At 66.1% G+C, this 20,701-nt stretch carries 16 protein-coding genes; 4 read left to right on the forward strand and 12 right to left on the reverse strand.

What is annotated here, in order from left to right; all coding sequences use genetic code 11:
• Nucleotides 1-55 precede the first annotated feature (55 nt).
• The 5 genes from V3328_RS17230 to V3328_RS17250 form a co-directional block, all read right to left on the reverse strand.
• The gene (locus V3328_RS17230) at nt 56-1,045 is read right to left on the reverse strand and encodes a hypothetical protein (RefSeq protein WP_340330940.1); all 990 of its coding nucleotides are present in this window, start codon (nt 1,043-1,045) and stop codon (nt 56-58) included.
• Nucleotides 1,046-1,109: 64 nt separating this feature from the next.
• Nucleotides 1,110-5,711, reverse strand: coding sequence for a peptidoglycan-binding domain-containing protein (locus V3328_RS17235; protein ID WP_340330941.1), 4,602 nt, complete (start codon nt 5,709-5,711; stop codon nt 1,110-1,112).
• 233 nt (nt 5,712-5,944) lie between these two features.
• Nucleotides 5,945-6,919, reverse strand: a complete 975-nt coding sequence (locus V3328_RS17240; RefSeq protein ID WP_340330942.1) for a quinone oxidoreductase family protein — start codon at nt 6,917-6,919, stop codon at nt 5,945-5,947.
• Between the two features lie 40 nt (nt 6,920-6,959).
• On the reverse strand, nt 6,960-9,299 hold the full coding sequence (locus V3328_RS17245) for a transketolase (protein WP_340331183.1): 2,340 nt from the start codon (nt 9,297-9,299) through the stop codon (nt 6,960-6,962).
• A gap of 121 nt (nt 9,300-9,420) precedes the next feature.
• A complete protein-coding gene (locus V3328_RS17250) occupies nt 9,421-10,713 on the reverse strand; it encodes a cystathionine gamma-synthase family protein (RefSeq protein WP_340330943.1) in 1,293 nt (430 codons plus the stop codon).
• A gap of 177 nt (nt 10,714-10,890) precedes the next feature.
• Here V3328_RS17250 and V3328_RS17255 point away from each other — a divergent pair, with 177 nt between their 5' ends.
• A complete protein-coding gene (locus tag V3328_RS17255) occupies nt 10,891-11,355 on the forward strand; it encodes an Lrp/AsnC family transcriptional regulator (RefSeq protein WP_340330944.1) in 465 nt (154 codons plus the stop codon).
• A gap of 24 nt (nt 11,356-11,379) precedes the next feature.
• Here the strand turns inward: V3328_RS17255 and V3328_RS17260 are convergent, their stop codons facing one another.
• The 4 genes from V3328_RS17260 to V3328_RS17275 all read right to left on the reverse strand — a co-directional run bounded on the left by V3328_RS17260 (nt 11,380) and on the right by V3328_RS17275 (nt 14,562).
• Entirely contained in the window at nt 11,380-12,108 is a 729-nt protein-coding gene (locus V3328_RS17260; protein ID WP_340330945.1) for a TerC family protein, read from the reverse strand.
• A 144-nt stretch (nt 12,109-12,252) separates the two neighbouring features.
• A complete protein-coding gene (locus tag V3328_RS17265; RefSeq protein WP_340330946.1) occupies nt 12,253-12,987 on the reverse strand; it encodes a CDP-alcohol phosphatidyltransferase family protein in 735 nt (244 codons plus the stop codon).
• Nucleotides 12,972-13,583 carry a DUF1326 domain-containing protein gene (locus V3328_RS17270; RefSeq protein WP_340330947.1) on the reverse strand — a complete coding sequence of 204 codons (612 nt, stop codon included), beginning with the start codon at nt 13,581-13,583 and terminating at the stop codon, nt 12,972-12,974. Before V3328_RS17270 ends, V3328_RS17265 begins: the two co-directional genes overlap by 16 nt.
• A gap of 43 nt (nt 13,584-13,626) precedes the next feature.
• The gene (locus V3328_RS17275; RefSeq protein WP_340330948.1) at nt 13,627-14,562 is read right to left on the reverse strand and encodes a DUF2182 domain-containing protein; all 936 of its coding nucleotides are present in this window, start codon (nt 14,560-14,562) and stop codon (nt 13,627-13,629) included.
• A 173-nt stretch (nt 14,563-14,735) separates the two neighbouring features.
• Here V3328_RS17275 and V3328_RS17280 point away from each other — a divergent pair, with 173 nt between their 5' ends.
• Nucleotides 14,736-15,965 carry a UbiH/UbiF family hydroxylase gene (locus tag V3328_RS17280; RefSeq protein WP_340330949.1) on the forward strand — a complete coding sequence of 410 codons (1,230 nt, stop codon included), beginning with the start codon at nt 14,736-14,738 and terminating at the stop codon, nt 15,963-15,965.
• Here V3328_RS17280 and V3328_RS17285 read toward each other — a convergent pair.
• Both V3328_RS17285 and V3328_RS17290 read right to left on the reverse strand, forming a co-directional pair.
• A complete protein-coding gene (locus tag V3328_RS17285) occupies nt 15,942-17,081 on the reverse strand; it encodes a CaiB/BaiF CoA transferase family protein (RefSeq protein ID WP_340330950.1) in 1,140 nt (379 codons plus the stop codon). The two genes, V3328_RS17280 and V3328_RS17285, sit on opposite strands and share 24 nt — an antisense overlap.
• Before the next feature lie 53 nt (nt 17,082-17,134).
• On the reverse strand, nt 17,135-18,097 hold the full coding sequence (locus V3328_RS17290; protein ID WP_340330951.1) for an AEC family transporter: 963 nt from the start codon (nt 18,095-18,097) through the stop codon (nt 17,135-17,137).
• Nucleotides 18,098-18,269: 172 nt separating this feature from the next.
• Between V3328_RS17290 and V3328_RS17295 the strand changes: the two genes are divergently transcribed.
• Both V3328_RS17295 and hspQ read left to right on the forward strand, forming a co-directional pair.
• The gene (locus tag V3328_RS17295) at nt 18,270-19,310 is read left to right on the forward strand and encodes an HpcH/HpaI aldolase/citrate lyase family protein (RefSeq protein WP_340330952.1); all 1,041 of its coding nucleotides are present in this window, start codon (nt 18,270-18,272) and stop codon (nt 19,308-19,310) included.
• A 110-nt stretch (nt 19,311-19,420) separates the two neighbouring features.
• Complete coding sequence (hspQ, locus tag V3328_RS17300) at nt 19,421-19,750, forward strand: heat shock protein HspQ (RefSeq protein ID WP_340330953.1); 330 nt, start codon at nt 19,421-19,423, stop codon at nt 19,748-19,750.
• A 120-nt stretch (nt 19,751-19,870) separates the two neighbouring features.
• Here hspQ and V3328_RS17305 read toward each other — a convergent pair whose 3' ends face one another.
• Nucleotides 19,871-20,590: an invasion associated locus B family protein gene (locus tag V3328_RS17305; RefSeq protein ID WP_340330954.1), complete on the reverse strand. Its 720-nt coding sequence runs from the start codon at nt 20,588-20,590 to the stop codon at nt 19,871-19,873.
• Nucleotides 20,591-20,701 lie beyond the last annotated feature (111 nt).

The raw sequence follows: 20,701 nt of genomic DNA on the forward strand, positions 1-20,701 counted from the left end.
ATGCAGTGCGAAATGCGCCGGCGCAACGCGTTGTCTTTGACCAAATGGATAAAATTTACTGACCGTCCCCCGGGGCCAGGCATGCGTAGAATTTCGCCTCGTCCAATGCGGAATCTCCACACCGCAGAAACTGCTCCAACTGCCCGGGATAGTCGTAATTGATGTAGGGATTGACGAGGAAGCGGCCTTCCTGAGCACGGAAATGGCCGAGCCTGTCGATCTGCCCGTCCAGTTCAGGGTATTTCGCCAGGATCGCGTCGCGCAGTTCCTCCCCGGGAATGAAGTTGTCGGGCAACTGGTCGAACGGTCCGTCGAAATAGGTGTTGGCCGACACGCTGCCACCGTAGACGCCGACCAAGACCTTGCGCGGAGCAAAACGATCCTCATAGAAGGCAAAACCGGTGCGGGCCCCGACGGTCAGCGCCGGATGGTCGTCGTGGTACGGCAGCAGGAAGTCGTTCAGGTAGCCGGTTTCGTTCAAAACGAACATGAAGTCCTTCCTGTCCTCGTTGAACAGCACGAAGAAGGACAGCCCGGATTCATCGAAGGCCGGTCCCAGGTAGGTGTCGCCGTCTGCGACCAGACCTTCCGGCGGTTCGATGCCGCTCATGTCGTTGAGCCTGAAATGGACGGTCTTGCCTTCGAAGGTGACGTCGTAGGCCAGATCGCCGGCCTTCTCGACCGTGACGCCGTCGCTCTCGGTCAGCGGCTTGTAATTGGTCAGGATTTCGACGTTCCAGGGCTCGTTCTTCGAAAAATAGGCAAAGTGCAGGACGCCGTCGTCACGGTCCGCCACGTCCAGGCGGATGTTGCCGGCAAACTCGATGCCGCTCCAGACGAACGAGAAATAGTAGTAGTTCTCGGTCGGATAGACGGTCGCCTCCCCGGGCACGGCGGCGAACACGTGGCGGAAGGTCTCCAGAGGATCGTCGATATTGAAGGCCGGCGCGCCTTGCAGCCGGTCGATGATCTGCTGGTTGAACGTGACGCCGTATCCCGGCTCGCCGGGCTGGGGCTCCGCAACGGCCTGTCCGGCCCCTGCCATGCCGGCGCAAACCATCGACAGGGATGCCAGTGCCGCGCGAGCGGCCGACCCGATCGGCCACGCCTTACCGGTTGCCGCCCTTCTGCTGCTGGAGTTGCTTCTGCATCTGCTGGACGCGCGACACGTTGGGATCATGAGCATTGCTGTTGGACTTCGGCTGCGCCTGTTGTTGCTGCTGCATCTGCTGAATCTGTTGCTGACGCTGCTGTAGCGCCTTTTGTTGCTGCTGCTGTTGCTGCTGGATCTGCTGTTGCCGCTGCTGCAGCAATTGCTGCTGCTGTTGCTGCTGCTGTTGCTGCTGCTTCTGCAACTGCTGCTGCATTTGCTGCTGTTGCTGTTGCTGCTGCTTGAGAAGCTGCTGCTGCATCTGCTTCTGCTGATCCTGCGCCTGGGAGACACTGGAATTGTGCGACGGCACTGCGGGTTGCTTCGGCGCCGCAGGAGCCGGGGCCGGCGGCTTGGGCGCGGCCGGTTTCGGAGCGGCGGGCTTAGGTGCGACGGGCTGGGGCGCCGACGGCCTGGGCTGGTTGGCCGCCTGGGACCGGGCCGTATCGTGGGCGGGCACCCGCGGGACCGTGGCCGCTCGGGACACGTTCGGATTGTGCGTGGGAACCGCCGGTTGCTGCGGCCTGCTCTGCGACTGCGACTGGCTGGTGCTGTGCGACGGCACGGTGGCTGCCCGCGACGCATTGGTGTTGTGCGTGGGAACCGCCGGTTGCTGCGGCCTGCTCTGCGACTGCGATTGGCTGGTGCTGTGCGACGGCACGGTGGCTGCCCGCGACGCATTGGTGTTGTGCGTGGGAACCGCCGGCTGCTGCGGCCTGCTCTGCGACTGCGACTGGTTGGTGTTGTGCGAGGGTACCGTGGCCGCCCGCGACGCATTCGTGTCGTGCGTCGGCACCACGGGAGGTTTCGGCACGTTCGGCTGGTTCGGCGTCCGCGGGGGTGAAACCTGCGCGGAAATCGTCGAGTTGTGTGCCGGCTGCCTGTCGGCATCGGACCGAGCCGGATTGTGGGCCGGTTGGGTCGCGTTTCGGGATACGGCCGGATTGTGAGCCGGCAGCGTCGGAACGACCGGTTTCACGGCCCGGGACACTCCGTCGCTGTGGATGGGCTGGCCGGGCGACATCGCCGACGAGGTCTGCGGCCTGTGCTGGTCCGACTGACCGTTGCGGTGGAAGTTCGACAGCGCCGGATTGTGCGACGGAGAGGTCCCCTGGGAGGTCCGGTTGTTGTGCAGGGTCGAAGCACTGCTGCGGTGGAAGTTCGACAGGCCCAGCTGATGGGACGGCGACTGGCCCTGCGAGGAGGCCGAATTGTGCAGGCCGGACTGACCGGTGCGATGGAACGTCGAAATGGCCGGCGCATGGACGGGCGCCGCTTGCGAGGTCGTCGAGTTGTGCAGCCGCGACTGGCCGTTTCGGTGGAAGGTCGAGACCGACGGGGCATGGACAGGCCGGCTGGAGGTCGTTGCCGGATTGTGCGAGGCAGACGGATTCGTCCGGTGGTAGTTGGACATCGTCAGCAGGTGGATGTCGCGCGGCTGCGACGTCAGAGGGCTGTGGACCGCGGAACTGCCGTTGCTGTGGAAGTTCGAGACCGACGGATTGTGCACCGGCTTGAGGCGGGTCGTGAGCGGCTCGTGCTGGTTGGAGACGAACGTCCGGTGGAAGCTCGACAGGTTCGTGAAGTGATCCGGTCGCGGCCGCGACGTGGCCGGGCTGTGCTGTGCCGAGATGCCGTTGCTGTGGAAGTTCGATACGGCCGGCTGGTGGATCGGCCTGACCCGCGATGTCAGCGGATCATGCAGGCTCGACTGATTGAAGTTGTGGAAGTTCGATAGCGACGGGCCATGGACCGGACGCAGCCGCGTCACGGCGTTGTCGTGCAGGCCCGAGGCGAAACGGCGGTGGAACGCCGAAAGCTGGACCCAGTGCAGCGGGGCGATACGCGTCACGATGCCGTCATGGCGCTGCGAGTTCCAGCTCCGGTGGAAACTGGACAGTGCCGGGCGATGAAACGGAACCTGCGAGGAGGTGTAGTAGTCGTGCTGGATCGACTGGAAGGAGTCGTGGAACCCCGAAATCGAAACCGAGTGGATCGGCACGAGGCGCGTGTAGATGCCGTCGTGCAGGCCCGACCCCCAGGTGAGGTGGAACTGCGACAGCGCCACCCGGTGGATCGGGATCGGCTGGCTGTAGCTGACGTCGTGCAGGGACGACTGCCAGGTGCGATGGAAATAGGACAGATCGAGGTCGTGGAACTGGACAGGTGCGCTGGTGGTCTGGTCGTGGTTCAGTGAATCGAACTTGCGATGGAAGCCCGAGACCTGGACCTGATGACCCGACGGCGGCGGGACGTCGACGGGAATGATTGCGCAGTCCTGGTCGTTGCCGGGACTGGCGTCGCCATCCTGATTGGCGCCTGGACCGTAGAGCGCCTCGATGAAGGTCGGATTGATCTGACCGGTCGCGGGAAGGCCGGCCGCGGCTTCGGCGCTGCGGATGGCGTTGGACGTGTTCGGACCCATGATGCCGTCGACCGAGCCCGGATCGTAGCCGCGCCGCTTCAGTTCGGCCTGCACGGCGCGAATGCGGTCACGTCCCTGCAGCCCCAGCCAGGTGACCGCGGCACAGTTGTTCAGGCGCGGCTCGCTATGGTTCGCGCCGGGCTGCAGCGTAAGGGCGAACGAGAGGCTGGCGCCCGGTGCGAGGGTGGTGGCCGGATACTGACAGTAGATGTTGCCGTCGGCGGCGAAGCAGTCCCACTGGTCGCCGGTGGCGCCGGCGAGCGAGACGTTGGGCGCACCGATGGTGTCGGTCAGCAGGATCGGACCGTTGTAGTCGACCGGGCCGCGATTGGTGACGGAGATCTGGTAGACGCACTGGCTGCCAGGCGCGCAGCGGCCCAGACCGGTCTTGGCAACGGCCAGATCGGGCAAAGGATTGTCCGGGGTCACCACCTCCGGCGGCAACTCCTCGATCAGTTCCTGTGGAACCTCCTCCGGCAGTTCGACGATCTGGGTGGGTGCCTCGGCCCGGTAGATGGCGACGTCGCCCATGGCGCCGATGATGGAGCCTGTGTCCGGCGTGGGGACGAGATAGGCCTCCAGGAGGCCCTGAGGCTGCGTGACGGGTCCGCCGCCCGAAGGGTAGTCCTGGATCGCGGCAGGCGGCACCAGGTCCGTCGTGGCCGAGATCGGGGATCCCTGTATGCCACCTAGGGGACCCTGGACGGTCGCCTGCCCCGACTGGCGATCGATACAGGGGCCGTTCGGCGCGCACAGGGGATCGGCGGACATCCAAACCGTCGAATCGGGCGCTTCCGGGTCGATGTCACCGTCGTCCGTATAGCCGTCGCCGAGGGCAAGGCCGCCGGCCGCGTTGGCCCGGATGTAGGGGGCGCTGTCGGGGCCGCGCTCCGGGAAGCCCGCATCGTAGCGGCCCTCCGGCTCCCAGACCCCGTCATCGTTGCGGATGAACAGCATGACGCGGGCGGAATCGGGCTGGACGAGCCGGCCTTGCCCACCCTGCAGGTCCGGCGCCGGCCGGCCACGCTCGGCCAGAACCATGGCGCCGTCGGACGAGAAGGCTATGTCGGTGACGGGCGGCGATTCGGCCTGGATACCGCCTTCGGTCTGCGGGACCAGCGGCGGCACCACGAATTCGCGCTGCACGTCGGTGAGGTCGAAGCCGCCATTGCCGTCGAGGCGGACCGACCAGACCGTGGTGGCGGCGTCGTCGCCGGCGGTCTCCCATCCGTCCGCACCGAGCGCAGCGCCGCCCCAGACCGCGTAGTACAGGCGCACCTGATCGGTGACCGGATCGCGCTGCACGCCGAGGCCCCAGACGCGGCGGCGGAAATCGGCGTAGTTCCAGCATTCCGGCGTCCGCCAGAACGGTGCGGCGGCGCCGGAGGCATCGGTGCAGTCCTGGTAGCGGGGTTCGCCGGGCACGTCGGGAATGACGTCGAGGACGAGGTACTGGCCGGACGGCACGTCGAGGAAGTAGGAGCGGCCGTCGAGGCCGTGATCGAAGGTCTGGACGGTCTCGCCGGTCGCAAGGTCGATCCGGTGGATCAGGCCGCTTTCCAGGTCGGCGGCGAAGAGTTGCCGGTTCCACGGGTCGAAGGTCAGGCCGCCGAGTCCGGCACCTCCGTTGTCGGTGCCGTCGCCCGTGACGTTGGCGAAGGGAACCGGGCTGTAGCCGTTGGCGGCTTCCAGCTTCCAGATGGTGCCGGGACCGCCGCCCTCGCCCCACATGCCGGGCGCCCAGCCGTCGCCGCTGCGGTAGAGCCCGAAGGCGGAGGTGGCCGCGACGTAGGCGTCGGCGGGGGACTGGTCGTCGAAGGTGGTGGCGAACACCTGGCCGGTCTGGCGGGCCGTCAGCGCCAGTCCTTCCGGCACGTCGGGCCAGATCGAGCCGTCGGCGGCAAAGCCCGGGTTGCCGAGGCGCAGCGCCCGCACCGTGACGCCGTCGGGATCGGGGAGCGGATCGGCATCGGAGGTGCTGGCGAAGCCGGAGAATTGCGTCGTCAGCGCATCGCCCGTCGACAGTGCGCCGTCCTGGGCGATCGCGGCGGATGCCAGCAACCCCGGCATGAGGGCGGCAGAGGCGAGTGCGACGCGAATGAAGGTGTGGATGGAAATGCCGATCCTGGGGGCCATGAATCCTCCGAACGGAACCGTCGGTCCCGATCTCTCCCGATTATTGTCCGAGCCCCCGGACAGTACCGACTATAAGCCAAGCGGAGGCTGTATCAAAGAACCCGTCCGGCACGCCACGACGCGGCGTACCGACACGGCTCCGCCTGCCGGCAGCAATGAGACAACGCAGCAAAGGTGTCGAAAGTTCGACCACGGCGAAACGGCGGCGCAACCGGGCGCCGCCGGGCAGCCTGCTAGAGTGTCATGATCGTCGCGCCGGTGGTCTTGCGGCCTTCCAGATCGCGGTGCGCCTGCTCGGCGTTCTCGAGCGGATAGGTCTGGTTGATCTCGATCGTCACGGCGCCGGATTTCACCACGTCGAACAGCTCGTTGGCGGTCGCCACGAGATCGTCGCGCCTGGCGACGTAGGTGAACAGCGTGGGCCGGGTGACGTAGAGCGAGCCCTTCTGGCTGAGGATGCCGAGGTCCATCGGGGGGACGACGCCGGAGGACTGGCCGAACAGCGCCCACACTCCGAGCGGCCTGAGGCAGTCGAGCGAGCCGGGATAGGTGTCCTTGCCGACCGAATCGTAGACCACCGGCACGCCCTCGCCGCCGGTCAGCTCGCGGGTCCGGGCCACGAAGTCCTCGGTCCGGTAGTTGATCGTGTGGGTGGCGCCATGGGCCCGGGCGAGCTCAGCCTTCTCCTCCGACCCCACGGTACCGATCACCGTGGCGCCGAGGTGCTTCGCCCACTGGCAGGCGATCAGCCCGACGCCGCCGGCGGCGGCATGGAACAGGATCGTGTCGCCGGGCTGCACCTTGTAGGTACGGCGCAGCAGGTACTGGGCGGTCATGCCCTTCAGCATCATCGCCGCGGCGGTCTCGTAGCTGATGCCGTCGGGGATCTTGACCAGCCGGTCGGCGGCGATGACGCGCTCCTCGGAATAGGAGCCGGGGGTCGCCGCATAGGCGACGCGGTCGCCGGGGGCGAGATCGGTGACGCCGTCACCGACCGCGATCACGTCGCCGGAGCCCTCGTTGCCCGGGATGAACGGCATGCTGGGCGTCTTGTAGAGCCCGGTGCGGAAGTAGACGTCGATGAAGTTCAGCCCGACCGCCCTGTGGCGGATCAGCGCCTCGCCCGGCCCCGGCTCCGGCTGATCGACGTCGACCCACTTGAGCACCTCCGGACCGCCCCAGTCGTCGACCCTGATCGCCTTCACCATGACCTGTCTCCCCTGTTCGGATTTTTCGGCCGGCACCGTATCAGCGTCGACGCCCTTTCGGAAGTGTCGACAGGCCGGCCTCGACGATGGCTGCCTGGTCTATCCGGTACTGGCGGTACAGGTCCGGAATCGTTCCTGTCTGGCCGAAATGCTCGACCCCCAGCGCCTCGACGCGGTGGCCCCGCACGGAGCCGATCCAGGCAAGCGTTGCGGGATGTCCGTCGAGGACGGTCACGATGCGGGCGTCGCGCGACAGCGGCGCCAGCAGCGTTTCGACATGCGAGGTCTTGGCGGCCGCACCGATCTGGCGAGCCTTCCGAGCGGCCTGCCAGCCGGCGTTCAGGCGATCCGCGGAGGTGATCGCCATCAGCCCGGCGCCGGGCGAGAGCTCGAGAAGCTGGCCGAGCGCCGACTGGGCCTCGGGAGCGACGGTGCCGGTATAGGCGATCGCCAACTGCGCGCCCACGGCCGGCTCCCGCATCCAGTAGCCGCCCTGGATGATCCCCTCGCGCAGCCCCTCGTCCATCTCGCGCAGCGGCTGATCGATCGGCCGGGTCGACAGGCGCAGATAGACCGATCCGCCCTCGCGCTCGTGCAGCCAGTCGCCCTTGCCCGCCTTCGCCTCGCGCTGGATGTACTCGAAGGCCCATTCCATGATGACGGCGAGTTCGTCGACATAGGCCGGCTCGAAATAGGCAAGCCCGTCCTGGGCCATGCCGATCAGCGGCGAGCCGATCGATTGATGGGCGCCGCCCTCGGGCGCCAGCGAGATGCCCGACGGGGTGGCCGCAAGGATGAAGCGGGCGTCCTGGTAGCAGGCGTAGTTCAGGGCATCGAGGCCGCGCGCGATGAAAGGATCGTAGAGGGTGCCGATCGGCAGCAGGCGCTCGCCGAACAGGGTGTGCGTCAGCCCGAGCGCGCCGAGGTTGAGGAACAGGTTGTTCTCGGCGATGCCGAGCTCGATGTGCTGGCCGGTCGGACTCATGTCCCAGCGCTGGGCGGACATGAGCTTGCGTTCCTGGAAGACGTCGGCCCGCGGCTCGCGCGCGAAGATCGCACGCCGGTTCACCCAGGGCCCGAGGTTGGTGGAGACGGTGACGTCCGGCGAGGTCGTGACGATGCGATCGGCAAGCTCGGTCTTCGTCCTGGCGATCGCATCGAGGATCTTGCCGAAGCCTTCCTGCGTGGACATCGCGCCGCGTATGGAAATTTCCGGGAGCGCCGGCACATCGATTTGCTCGGCGTGGAGGCGGCGCGGGCCCTTCGCATTGAACGGGACGGCAGCGAGCAGATCCTCCAGTTCGCCCTCCCCGATGCCGAGGCCGGCGGTGCGCTCCCACTCGTCGCCGGGAGCGATGTCGTTGGCCTTGCGGAAAACGTCCATCTGCTCGCGAGTCATCAGGCCGGCATGGTTGTCCTTGTGACCCTGGAACGGCAGGCCGTGGCCCTTGATGGTGTAGGCAATGAAGCAGACAGGCTTGCCGTCGGGCGCGGTTTCGAAGGCCTCGACGACACTCTCCATGCAATGGCCGCCGAGATTGGTCATCAGTCTGTGCAGGGCGTCGTCGTCGAGAGACTCGACGATCGTCAGGGCATCGGGCTCGTCGGACAGGTCCGCCTCGACCTGGTTGCGGAACGCGGAACCGCCTTGAAAGACCAGCGCCGAGTAGAGCGCGTTCGGGCACTCGTCGATCCAGCGCCGCAGGGCGTTGCCGCCGGGCCTGGCGAACGCCTCCTCCAGGAGCTTGCCGTATTTGATCGTCACGACCTCCCAGCCCAGCGCCCGGAACACGTCGGCGTGCTTCTGGAACAGGGCGTCTGAGACGACGGAATCGAGGCTCTGCCGGTTGTAGTCGATGACCCACCAGCAATTCCTGAGATCGTGCTTCCAGCCTTCGAGCAGGCACTCGAAGATGTTGCCTTCGTCGAGTTCGGCGTCGCCGAGCAATGCAACCATCCGCCCTTCGGGCCAATCCTTCATCCAGCCGCGGGCACGCACATAGTCCTGCGCGAGGCTAGCAAAGGCGGTCACAGCGACGCCCAGTCCGACCGAACCGGTGGAGAAGTCGACGTCGTCGGCGTCCTTGGTACGGGAGGGGTAGGACTGGGCTCCGCCGAAGCCGCGGAAGTCCTGCAGCTTCTCCACCGTCTGGTTGCCGAAGAGGTACTGGATCGCATGGAAGGCGGGGCTCGCGTGCGGCTTCACCGCGACCCGATCCTGCGGCCGGAGCACCCTGAAGAACAGCGCCGCCATGACCGTCGACAGCGACGCCGACGATGCCTGGTGGCCGCCGACCTTCAGTCCGTCGACATTCGTCCGGATGTGGTTGGCGTTGTGAATGATCCACGAGGACAGCCAGAGGATCTTGCGCTCCAGCATTTCCAGCGTGGCTATGTCGAGCCGCTCGAAAGCGCCCGGTGCTTCGGTCTTGCGCAGATCTGGAGATGCGGCCACGTGAGCCCCCTGTTGCCTGTTGATTGGCGGCAGCCGTGCGCCGCGACTAGGTGGCGCCGCCGGCGGCAAGCGCCTGTTCAAGGTCGGCGATCAGGTCGTCGGGATGCTCCAGCCCGATCGACAGCCGGATGAGCCCGCCGCTGACGCCGAGCGCTTCGCGCTCCGTTTTCGACAGGCTTGAATGGACGGTCGTGCCGGGATGGCAGGCGAGCGATTCCGACCCGCCGAGGCTGACGGCCTGCTTGATGATCCGGAACGCGTCGAGCGTGGCGAAGGCCGCCGGTTCGCCGCCGGCGACGGTGAACGAGAAGGTGGCACCGCCGGCCGTGCACTGGCGCTCGTATACCGCCCGGGCCGGAGCGTCCTGCGGCAGCAGGGCCGGATGACAGACACCCGTCACTTCGGGGCGCTCGTCGAGCCAACGGGCGATCCGCTCGGCGGACTGGAAGGCGCGTTCCATGCGCAGGTGCAGCGTCTCCAGCGATCTGCCGATCATCCAGGCCGAATGGGGATCCAGCGACGGCCCGAGCAACGGGCGGAGAACCTTGACCGCCTGCATGGCCGATTTCGATCCGAGTGCGGCGCCGGCGACGAGATCGCTGTGGCCGGCGACATACTTTGTAATGGAATAGACGACGATGTCGGCGCCAAGCTCGAGCGGCTTCTGGAACAGCGGGCCGAGGAACGTGTTGTCGACCACCACCAGGGGGCGGTGCCCCTGCTCCGCCTCGATCTCGCCTGCAATCCGGCCGAGCGCCGCTATGTCGACCAGCGTGTTGGTCGGGTTGGACGGCGTCTCCGCGAATATGACGGCGACCCGACCGAGAGCCATCGCGGCCTCGGCGGCCTCACGTATCGCACTCTCCGAAACGCCATCGAGAAAACCGACCGACTCCACCCCTCGCGGTCGCAGGACATTGCGGATGAGAGCATCGGTGCCGCCGTAGAGCGGGTTGGAGTGCAGGACCACATCGCCCGGCAGGGTCGCCGCCAGCAGCGTGGTGGAAATCGCCGCCATGCCCGAGGAGAACAGCGCGCAGGTTTCCGCGCCTTCCAGCACCGACAGGCGTTCCTCGACGATCTGGACGTTCGGGTTGTTGAACCGCGAGTAGAGAAGGCCCGGTCCACCCGGCGCGGTCGCATCGCTGCGCCCGGACGTCTCGTCGAACAACCTGCGACCGTCCTCGGCGGTCGGATAGGCGAATGTCGAGGTCAGGAACACCGGCGGCTTGATCGCTCCTTCGGACAGTCCGGGATCGAACCCGTAGCTCAACATCAACGTGTCGCCGTGCAGCCTCCGCCCACCGATATGGTCGTGGTGATAGCCCTTGCTCTTCATCTCAGCGTCTCCCGGGCCGTCCGGATCGTGGCCGGCGGCGGTTCATCGTCTCCCGGGCACATATTGCAGACCTGAGCGAATATTGTAGATGCGCTTCGGCGGTAAATTGCTAAGTTGCCTCGCGCGCTGTGCATAATTGGCAGATTATTGCGTGCCGACGGGGAAAATCCACAGAACATGATCGATCGCATCGACCGGAAGATACTCCGGGAACTGCAGGCCGACGGCCGCATGACCAATCAGGCGCTGGCCGAGAAGGTGGGGCTATCGCCCTCCCCTTGCCTGCGCCGTCTCAAGAAGCTGGAGGACGACGGCGTCATTCGCGGCTTTACCGCGATCGTCGACCAGGAGGCCTACGGCCTGCCGATCAACGTTTTCGCCTCGATCCGGCTCACCCGCCAGTCCGAGGAGGCGTTGGCCGAGTTCGACGCCGCCGTGCAGAAATGGGACGAGGTGCTCGACTGCTTCCTGATGACGGGATCGCGCGACTACCTGTTGCGTGTCGCGGTCGAAAGCCTGGACGCATACGAGCGCTTCCTGAAGTCGAAGCTGACGCGACTGGGCTGCGTCGCCTCGATCGAGTCGAGCTTTGCCCTTGGCGTCACGAAGAAGACGCCGGTGCTGCCCCCGATTTCGGACTGAGGATGCCCAGACGGACATTTGACGTCAGGGGGCGTGTTTGCGCCCCTCCCGATTCAGCCGGGCGAGCACGTTGATCAGTTCGACGCCCGCGGAAAACGCCATGGCGAAGTAGATGTAGCCGCGCGGAATATGGAAGCCCATTCCGTCGGCGATCAGCGCTACGCCAATCAGCAGCAGGAAGGACAGCGCCAGCATCTTCGTGGTCGGATGATGCTTGATGAACTCGCTGACCGGGCCCGAGGCCAGATACATCACCGCGACCGCAATGACCACGGCGACCACCATGATCTCGATATGCTCGGCCATGCCGATGGCGGTGACGATGGAATCGACCGAGAAGACCAGGTCGATGACGATGATCTGACCGACGATGATGGCGAATGCGGCGTTGGCGGCGGCCCCGGATTTGTGCTCTTCACCCTCGATGCCGGAGTGGATCTCCATCGTCCCCTTCACCAGCAGGAAAAGTCCCCCCGCAAACAGGATTATGTCCCGCCAGTTCACCGGTTCGCCGAGGACAGTGAACAGGGTGGAGGTGAGACCCATCAGCCAGGTCAGGGTGAACAGGAAGGCGATGCGGAAGATCAGCGCCAGCGCCAGACCGAGCTGCCGGGCGATCTTTGCGCGTTCCTCGGGAAGCTTGCTGACGAGTATCGAGATGAACACCACGTTGTCGATCCCGAGGACGATCTCCATCGCGGTCAGCGTCGCAAGCGCGGCCCAGGCATTGGGGTCGGCGAGAAGGTCGAGCATCGTCAACTCCGAAGCGGGAAGTCAGGGTGGAAGCACTACAGATATCGGAGACGCGGGAGCGTCGGGCAAGTCAACGCGAGCAGACCGCCCTTCGTTCAGTGGCGGCCCGCCGGGTCCGAGAAATTTCCAGCCGCGGAGAGGCGCCTACTTCGCCGCACCGAGCAGCGTTCGCCAAAGGCTGACGCCGAGCAGATAGACGAGCGCGGCGGCAAGGCCGATCCTGACCCATTCCGGCGGGGCAAGGTCCTGGACCACGGTGATCAGCGCCAGCACGAAGGAGATCGCCGTGACCGCCAGCGAAATGTTGCGGAATCTCGACACCCGCACGGGATGGATGAACAGGATCGGGAAGAACGTCAGCAGACCCAGCGCGACTGTCGAGGCCATCACCAGCTCGGGACCCGAGTCAAACACCATCCAGTAGAAAAGGACGAGGTTCCAGACGGCCGGGAACCCGATGAAATAGTTGTCGGCGCTCTTCTGGTCGCGCTTGGCGAAGAACCCGGCCGAGGACAGGCAGATGATGGCCGCGCCGACGAGGCCGAAATTGTCCGGAAACAGTCCGGCCGACAGGGCCGCGTAGGCAGGGATGAAGGCATAGGTCAGATAGTCGACGACGAGATCGAGGATCTCGCCGTTCCAGCCCGGCAGCACCCGTGCGATGCCGACCTTGCGGGCCAGCGGACCGTCGACGCCGTCGACGATGAGGGCGACGCCCAGCCACGCGAACATCATCGGCCAGTCGGCCCGGACCGCGGCGATCAGCGCCAGGAAGGCCCAGACGACGCCGCTCGCGGTCAGCGTGTGGACCGCTGCTGCCGCCAATCTCTGCTCGTGCTTCGCCGCGTCGCTCATCGCGTGGTTCAGGGTCCCCGCCATTCTATCCGGCACAGCTCCGCGCTCCTGCCGGAAAAATCCCAGTTCCGGCCGAAACCGCGCATCCGGCTCCGGTCGGACTTGCAGACCGTGATATCGGGGGCGATCCAGTACTGGCTGTTGGTGATCACGACCTCCCCGCCCTTGCCGTTTCCCGGTACCGGCGTTATCGCGCCGTCTATCAGCTTCGGTACCTTGACGATACGCGTATTGCCCTCGACCGTATAGCTCACAGGCGCCTGCTGCACACCGAGGAATCGGCCGACCAGGATCGACAGCAGCCCGGTCGTTCCCTTGGCCCGGCCGGAGAAGATCCGGGTAAGCGCGCGCACCGCCTGGATCCCGGCCTTCTCGTCGACGATCAGGGCCGCCGTCCAGTTGCCGCGCGACATCAGGCCCGGAATCTCGATGATCACCGCGACGTTGAGGCCGGACAGGTCGACGTCGCCGTAGCTGCCCTCGTCGATCCTGACGCCGAGCCAGGTCTGGCAGTAGCCCTCGGTGGGCGGATGCTGGCCCAGCGACAGGACGCACGGACAGAAGACCGTGCAGTTGCAGCTGAGCGCCAGTTCGCCGTTGATCGACCAGTTTTCGTACACGTCACACTCCTTGAGGCATTTCGTTCGTTTTCGTTCGGCGGGCCTAGACGATCCCGCCGGGAAGGCCCAGTGCCACAACCGCCGCCCAGACCAGCAGCACGACACCGACGAGATGGCTGAACCAGCGCCGACCGATCAGCTTCTCGGCGGTCATCACCGCGGCCAGCAGCGCGATCCAGACGATGTTCATGACGCCGACGGCGAACATCACCAGCATCAGCGCCCAGCAGCAGGCCAGACAGTAAAGTCCCTGCCGGATGCCGATGGCATAGACGCCGCGGACGTGTTCCGTCCAGTTGGCGAACAGGAAGGGAAACGGGTGGGCGCACTTGACGAGGCAGGCCGCCTTCTGGCGCGTGAACTGGTACATTCCGGCCACCAGAAGCACCGCGACGGCCAGGCCGCCGGTCAGCATGGCGCCGTTGCCCGACAACGCCCCCGTCACGCCGAATGTCCATTCCAGCAGGGTCGCGGCCAGGGCGAAGGCCGACCAGACCGTGAGGTAGCCGGCGGCCAGCACCAGCGGCGAGACGATCCGGCGGCCCTTGGCGGCGGCGGTGTCGGCGATCTCCGCGTAGGTGCGCAGCATCGGGGCGGCCGTCGGCAGCATCATGGCGACGCCCATGGTCAGCCACATCGAGGCATGCAGGGCCGCGTCGCCGGCGCTCCAGTCGGCAGGCGACGTCGCGCAGACGGCGATCAGCGTCGCCAGCCAGCCGTTGGAGGCAAGTATCGCGAAGGCGGCGCTGCCGGCATCCGACAGCGACAGCAGCCGGTCGAGGACCGACATGCCCGGACCGAGCGCGCCGAAGGTGCCGCCGAGGCCGGCCGCCGTCGACAGGACGGCGAGGTAGAGCCAGGCGACGACGACCATCGAGGCAAGCACGATCCAGGCGATGCGGCGCGGGTTGGCGCTGGCGGCCGCCAGCGCGGCCGCCGGGCCCGTCAAATGCCGCAGATTGCCGGAATCGGCCGTCAACGCTCGTTCCTCGCCGGGTCTGGCTGTTGGAATTGATCAAACCTCAATCATGGCGCCGCGTGGAATGCAATGATTGATGATCGCCAGAGTTACCGGCCGGAGCGGCAGCGGCAACGCGCGCCGTGACGCGGACGGGCCGGCGCGCTATGTGCTGAGGACGAAGAGGAATCCGAATGGCGACCCACACTTCGAGCGATGTCATCGTTGCCGGCGGCGGGCCCGCCGGGCTCTCCGCCGGGCTGGCGCTCGCCCATGCCGGCCTCTCCGTCACCGTGGTCGATCCGGCGCGAGATCCCTCGCAGGACCGGCGCACGTCGGCCCTGATGGTGGCCTCGGTCACGATGCTCGAAGAGCTCGGCGTCTGGGGGATCTGCGGCCATGCCTCCGCACCGCTGGAACGCATGCGGATCATCGACGACACGGGCCGGCTGTTCCGGTCGCCGAGCGTCGAGTTCGCGGCCGGCGAGATCGGCGAACCCGCCTTCGGCTGGAACATTCCCAATGCCGAGCTCGTCGCCGCGCTGCGGCAGCGGATCGGCGAGACCGCGGGGGCGCGGACGATCGCGGCGTCGATCGGGCATGTCGACCTGGACGAGGATGCGGCGACCGTCACGCTCACGACCGGGGAGAGTGTGTCGGCACCGCTGCTCGTGGCGGCGGACGGGCGCAATTCGATGTGCCGGGCAGCCGCAGGGATCGGCGTCGACGACTGGTCGTACGACCAGGCGGCGATCGTGCTGGATCTCGAGCACGAGCGGCCGCACGGCAATGTGTCGACCGAGTTCCACCGGCCGAGCGGCCCCTTCACGCTGGTGCCGCTGCCGGGCAACCGCTCGAGCCTCGTCTGGGTGGAAACGCCGAAGATGGCCGATGCCCTGTCGACCTTCGACGACGAGGCGCTGGCCGAGGAGATCATGCGGCTGTCGCACCGGATCCTCGGCAAGGTGCGCATCACCGGGCCGCGCGGGCTCTACCCGCTGTCGGGACTGGTGGCGCGGCGCTTCGCCGCCAAACGCGTCGCACTGGTCGGCGAGGCCGGCCACGTGGTGCCGCCGATCGGTGCGCAGGGGCTGAACCTCGGGCTGCGCGACGCCGCATCGATCGCCGAGATCGCCGCCGACGCCGTGCATGCCGGGGAAGATCCCGGCGGCAAGCGCTGCTGCGGCGACTACGACCGGGCCCGCCGGATCGACGTCGTCTCCCGCGCCGGAGCGATCGACCTGCTCAACCGGACGCTGCTGGCCGATCTCCTGCCCGCCCAGATGATGCGGGCCGCCGGCCTGTCGGCGCTCGGCTCGATCGGGCCGCTGCGCCGCATCGCCATGCGCGAAGGCGTCTCTCCGGGCTATCGGCTGCCGCGGCTGATGCGCCGGCAGGAGTCAGCGCTCCTGCGAGGAACCTGACGCGGCCGGGTCAGGACCGTTGCCGGTGCCCAGACCGGGCGCGCGGCGCGGTGTCGATTTGTCCGAACGGAACTGCGGGGCGACCGGAACGACCAGCGCGGGCGCCCGGGCTCCCGCGTCGTTCTCGATCGAATAGTCGAAGAGGCCGCGCTCGATGAAATGTGGATCGGTGGAGGCTTCCTCGAGGGTCCGCACGACATTGGCCGCACAGTCCTTGCCCTCGAACACCGCCCGCCATTCCTCCGCCGTACGGTTGCCGATGATCGCCCTGAGCGCGCCGATGGTCGCGGCCGGATCGGCCTGGTCGTCGCGCAGGCGCTCCTCGAGGCCCACGAGTTCGCAGAGGTTGTCCCAGAATTTCTGCTCGAGGGCGGCGACGGCGACGAACCGGCCGTCCCGGGTCGGGAAGATCTGGTAGCGCGGCGATCCCCCGCTCAGCATGTGGTCGCCGTTGCCAGGCCACTCGCCCAGCGCCTTGCCGAGACCGAACGCCCACCACGCATAGGTGAACATGGCGTCCGACATGGCAATATCGATGTAGGCGCCCTCGCCCGAGGCGTTGCGGCGAAGCAGCGCCAGCAGGATGTTGATCACCGCCGGCATGGTGCCGCCGCCGATGTCGGCGATCAGGGCGGGCGGCACGACGGTCCTGTCCGCGTTGCCGAAGGACAGCGACAGCAGGCCCGTCTCCGAAATGTAGTTCAGGTCGTGGCCCGCGATTGCCGCCTTGGGTCCGAACTGGCCATAGCCGGTGATCGAGCAATAGACGATGTCGGGCCTGATCTGCTTCACCGCGTCGTAGCCCAGGCCGAACCGGGCCATCACACCGGGACGGAACTGTTCGATCAGGATGTCCGTTCCGGCGATCAGGCTTTTGATGCGGTCGCGGTCGGCGTCCGATTTGAGGTCGGCGGTGATGCTCTTCTTGCCGCTGTTGAGGAGGTTGAACTGAATCGACTCGGCGCCCCATCGCGGCAGGTACTTCCGGATTTCCTCGCCTTCCGGGCGTTCGACCTTTGTCACCTCGGCGCCCGCCTCGCTGAGCACGAGGCCGGCGAGCGGACCCGGCAGCAGCGTCGTGAAATCGAGGACCTTGATGCCGGAAAGGGGCTGCACCGATTTTTCTCCGTTGCCCGTTGTGACGTGTCGAGCCAATCCCCCGCCGGACCTTACGGGAAAAGATCTGTCGGCAGCATATCGTTGGAAACGAGGTAAAGCACGGTCGTCAGGGTAAATACCGAGATGATGGTGCCCAACAGGATACTGCTCGAGGCGCGTTCCACATAGACCTGATATTGCTGTGCCAGGACGAAGACATTGAGCGCCGGCGGCAGCGCCGACATGAGCACCGCGGTCGCGACCCAGACCGGTTCGAAATTGCCCATGAAGCTCAGCAGCACCAGCACCAGGGCGGGGTGCAGGACCAGCTTGCAGAACGCCAGGAAAGGCAGTTCCCAGGGGATCCGCGTGACCGGCCGCAGGGCCACCGTCACTCCCATCGCGAACAGTGCGCAGGGCGCCGCCGCCGAACTCAGATAGGTGAGTATCCGGTCGATCGCCTGCGGAGGCTCGAAACGGAAATATGCAGCGAGCACACCGGCGATCGTCGCCAGGATGAACGGATGGAGCAGCACCCGGCGCGCTATTCCCAGCGCCATCGACAATCCGCTGACGTGGTCGCGGCGCCCGAGCGCCATCAACAACGGAACCAGAGTGAACAGCATCGTGTTGTCGAAGCAGAAGATCAGCGCCGTAGGGACTGTCGCGGCGGGCCCAAGTGCCGCAAGGGTCAGTCCCGGCCCCATGTATCCGATATTCGAGTAACTGCCGACCAGCGCCTGGATCGTCGATTCCTGAACATTTCCCCTCGTCACGAGGTAGCCGATCAGAAATGCCAGCGAGAATATGCAGTAGGTCGAAAACGTCGTGGTCAATACGAACGACCACTGCGCAAGCTGCTCGAACGGGGTCTCCGACAGGAGCTGGAAGAACAGCGCCGGCAGGGCGAAATAGACGATGAATATATTGAGCCACCCGAGCCCTTCGGCGGGCAGTTTGACGATCTTTCCGCCAAGGAATCCGAGGAAGATCAGGCCGAAGAACGGCAATGCCAGCGAGAGCACCTGGGTCAAGACGCGACTTCCCCGCAGCGGATCGGGCCACCTGCGTGTCCGCCTAACGCCAATGCCTCCGGCCGGTCAACGAGATTAACGTATACGGTGAATTGCTGCATTGCGAAGGTCCCGGTTGCATTGCGGTGCGCCGCGCTACATCTTGGCGGCCGGTCCAGCAGGAAGGATACGAATGAAACTACCGCGCAACCATTACCGTCCTCTCGCGATCGGCGCACCCGAGCCGCTTCGCGAACTGCCGGTCAAAGCCGAGCGCATGATCCATTTCGTGCCGCCGCACCTGGAAAAGGTCCGGGCGAAGGTGCCGGACCTGATCAGTCAGGTCGACATCCTGCTGGGAAACCTGGAAGACGCGATCCCCGCGGAGTCCAAGGAGGCGGCGCGGTCGGGCTTTATCGAACTGGCGCGCGCCAACGACTTCGGGGACACCGGCCTGTGGACGCGCATCAACGCCCTTAACAGTCCCTGGATGCTCGATGACGTGGTCCAGATCGTCGAGGCGGTCGGCGACAAGCTCGATGTCATCATGCTGCCCAAGGTCGAAGGCGTCTGGGACATCCACTATCTCGATCAGCTTCTGGCCCAGCTGGAGGCGCGGCACGGCCTGACGAAGCCGATCCTGATCCACGCGATCCTCGAGACGGCCGAGGGAGTAAACAATGTCGAGGCCATCGCTTCGGCGAGCCCGCGCATGCACGGAATGAGTCTGGGGCCGGCCGATCTCGCCGCGTCCCGCGCCATGAAGACGACCCGCGTCGGCGGCGGTCATCCGGGCTACGCGGTCCTCCCCGACCCCGCCGAGGGCACGGTGCGGACAGCGGTCCAGCAGGATCTCTGGCACTACACGATCGCGCGGATGGTGGACGCGTGCGCGGCGAACGGCATCAAGGCGTTCTACGGCCCCTTCGGGGACTTTTCCGACGCCGATGCCTGCGAGCAGCAGTTCCGCAATGCCTTCCTGATGGGCTGCGCCGGGGCGTGGTCGTTGCATCCGAACCAGATCGACATCGCCAAGAGGGTCTTCAGCCCCGATCCGGAGGAAGTGAAAATGGCGGTGCGGATCCTCGATGCGATGCCCGACGGCACCGGCGCCGTCATGATCGACGGCAAGATGCAGGACGATGCGACATGGAAACAGGCCAAGGTCATCGTCGACCTCGCCCGCCTGGTCGCCCGAAAAGATCCCGATCTTGCCTCACGTTATGACTTGTGAGCCCCTCCCTTGACAGGCATATGGGCGAAGCCGACAATTTTGCGGCGAATATGTAGACGGACGATACCGGCGACGACGACCGCCGGGCCCGGGAAGACGCGAAGAAAACGATGATATCGAGAACAGCCAAGTACCAGATCGGCCAGGTCGTCCGCCACCGGATCTATCCGTTCCGCGGCGTGGTCTTCGACGTCGATCCGACCTTCTCGAACACCGAGGAGTGGTGGGAGGCGATCCCCGAGGACGTGCGGCCCAAAAGGGACCAGCCGTTCTATCATCTGTTCGCCGAGAACAGCGAGACCGAGTACATAGCCTACGTGTCCGAACAGAACCTGCTGCCGGACGAGTCCGGTGAGCCGGTACGCCATCCGCAGGTCGCCGAAATCTTCGACCGGATCGAGGACGGCGTTTATCAGAGCCGCGAAGAGCGCTGCCACTAGCCGGTCGACGAATGGCATGCCGGGCACCCCGTACGGGGTGACGGGAATCAGGCGGAAAAAGGTGATAAAAAAAAGCGCGCCTTCGGGGCGCGCTTTTCGTTTTGACCAGGTGGGGCCGTACTATTGCGACTGGCTCTGACCGGCGGCCGGCTGCTCGCCGCCCTGTTGTCCGTCGAGGAGCTTCTTGCGGGCTTCCTCGGCGCGCTTCTGGAGCTCTTCCTGGAGCTTCTGGCGCTGCTGTGCGAGCTCCTCCATCGGCACCGGCTCACCTTCCCAGGCCTTCGTGAAGCCGATCAGGGTCAGTCCGATCCCGACCGCCTTGCCCTGATTGTTGATCACCAGCACGACGAGATTGGTGCCCTTCTTCATGCCGTCGACGAAGCTGTCATCGATTTCCATTTCGGCATAGCAGGCGTTGGGCAGGCAGATGACGTACTTGCCGGCGACCTGCTTGCCTTCGTCGATCTGCACGCGGATGCCCGGCTGGATGAGGGTGCCGAGAGGAACCGCGGCGCGGACGACGCGCTTGCCGTCGGCATTCAGGGTCTCCTGAACCGACAGGGAAGCGAGGAATTCGCCCGTATCGGTGCGCACTTCCTGGGTGACGAGGCAGACATCCTTGCCCTCGTTGGCTTGGTCGGGAGCGCACAGCTTGATCCAGCTGCCGAGCTTCGGATCGCCGGTCGGCATCTGGCCGGTCGGCGCCGGGGCCGGCGCCTGTGTGTTGGTGTCCTGCGCAGCGGCCGGAGCGGCCATATAGGACAGCGCCATCGCGCCGGCCGCGATGACGCTCATCAGGCGGGACTTGCGACGCTTCAGATTGGTGGTCTCGGGCAACATAGGTGCTCCTTGAAATCCTCTCGATATCCCTCGCGGCGCGACACGATCCGCTGCTCTTACATGACGCAGGCGCGGCGAAACTTGGGGCGCTAGCTCGCGGTGAATTGCGGC

Source organism: Microbaculum marinum (assembly GCF_037855135.1).
Classification (GTDB): Bacteria; Pseudomonadota; Alphaproteobacteria; order Rhizobiales; family Tepidamorphaceae; genus Microbaculum; species Microbaculum marinum.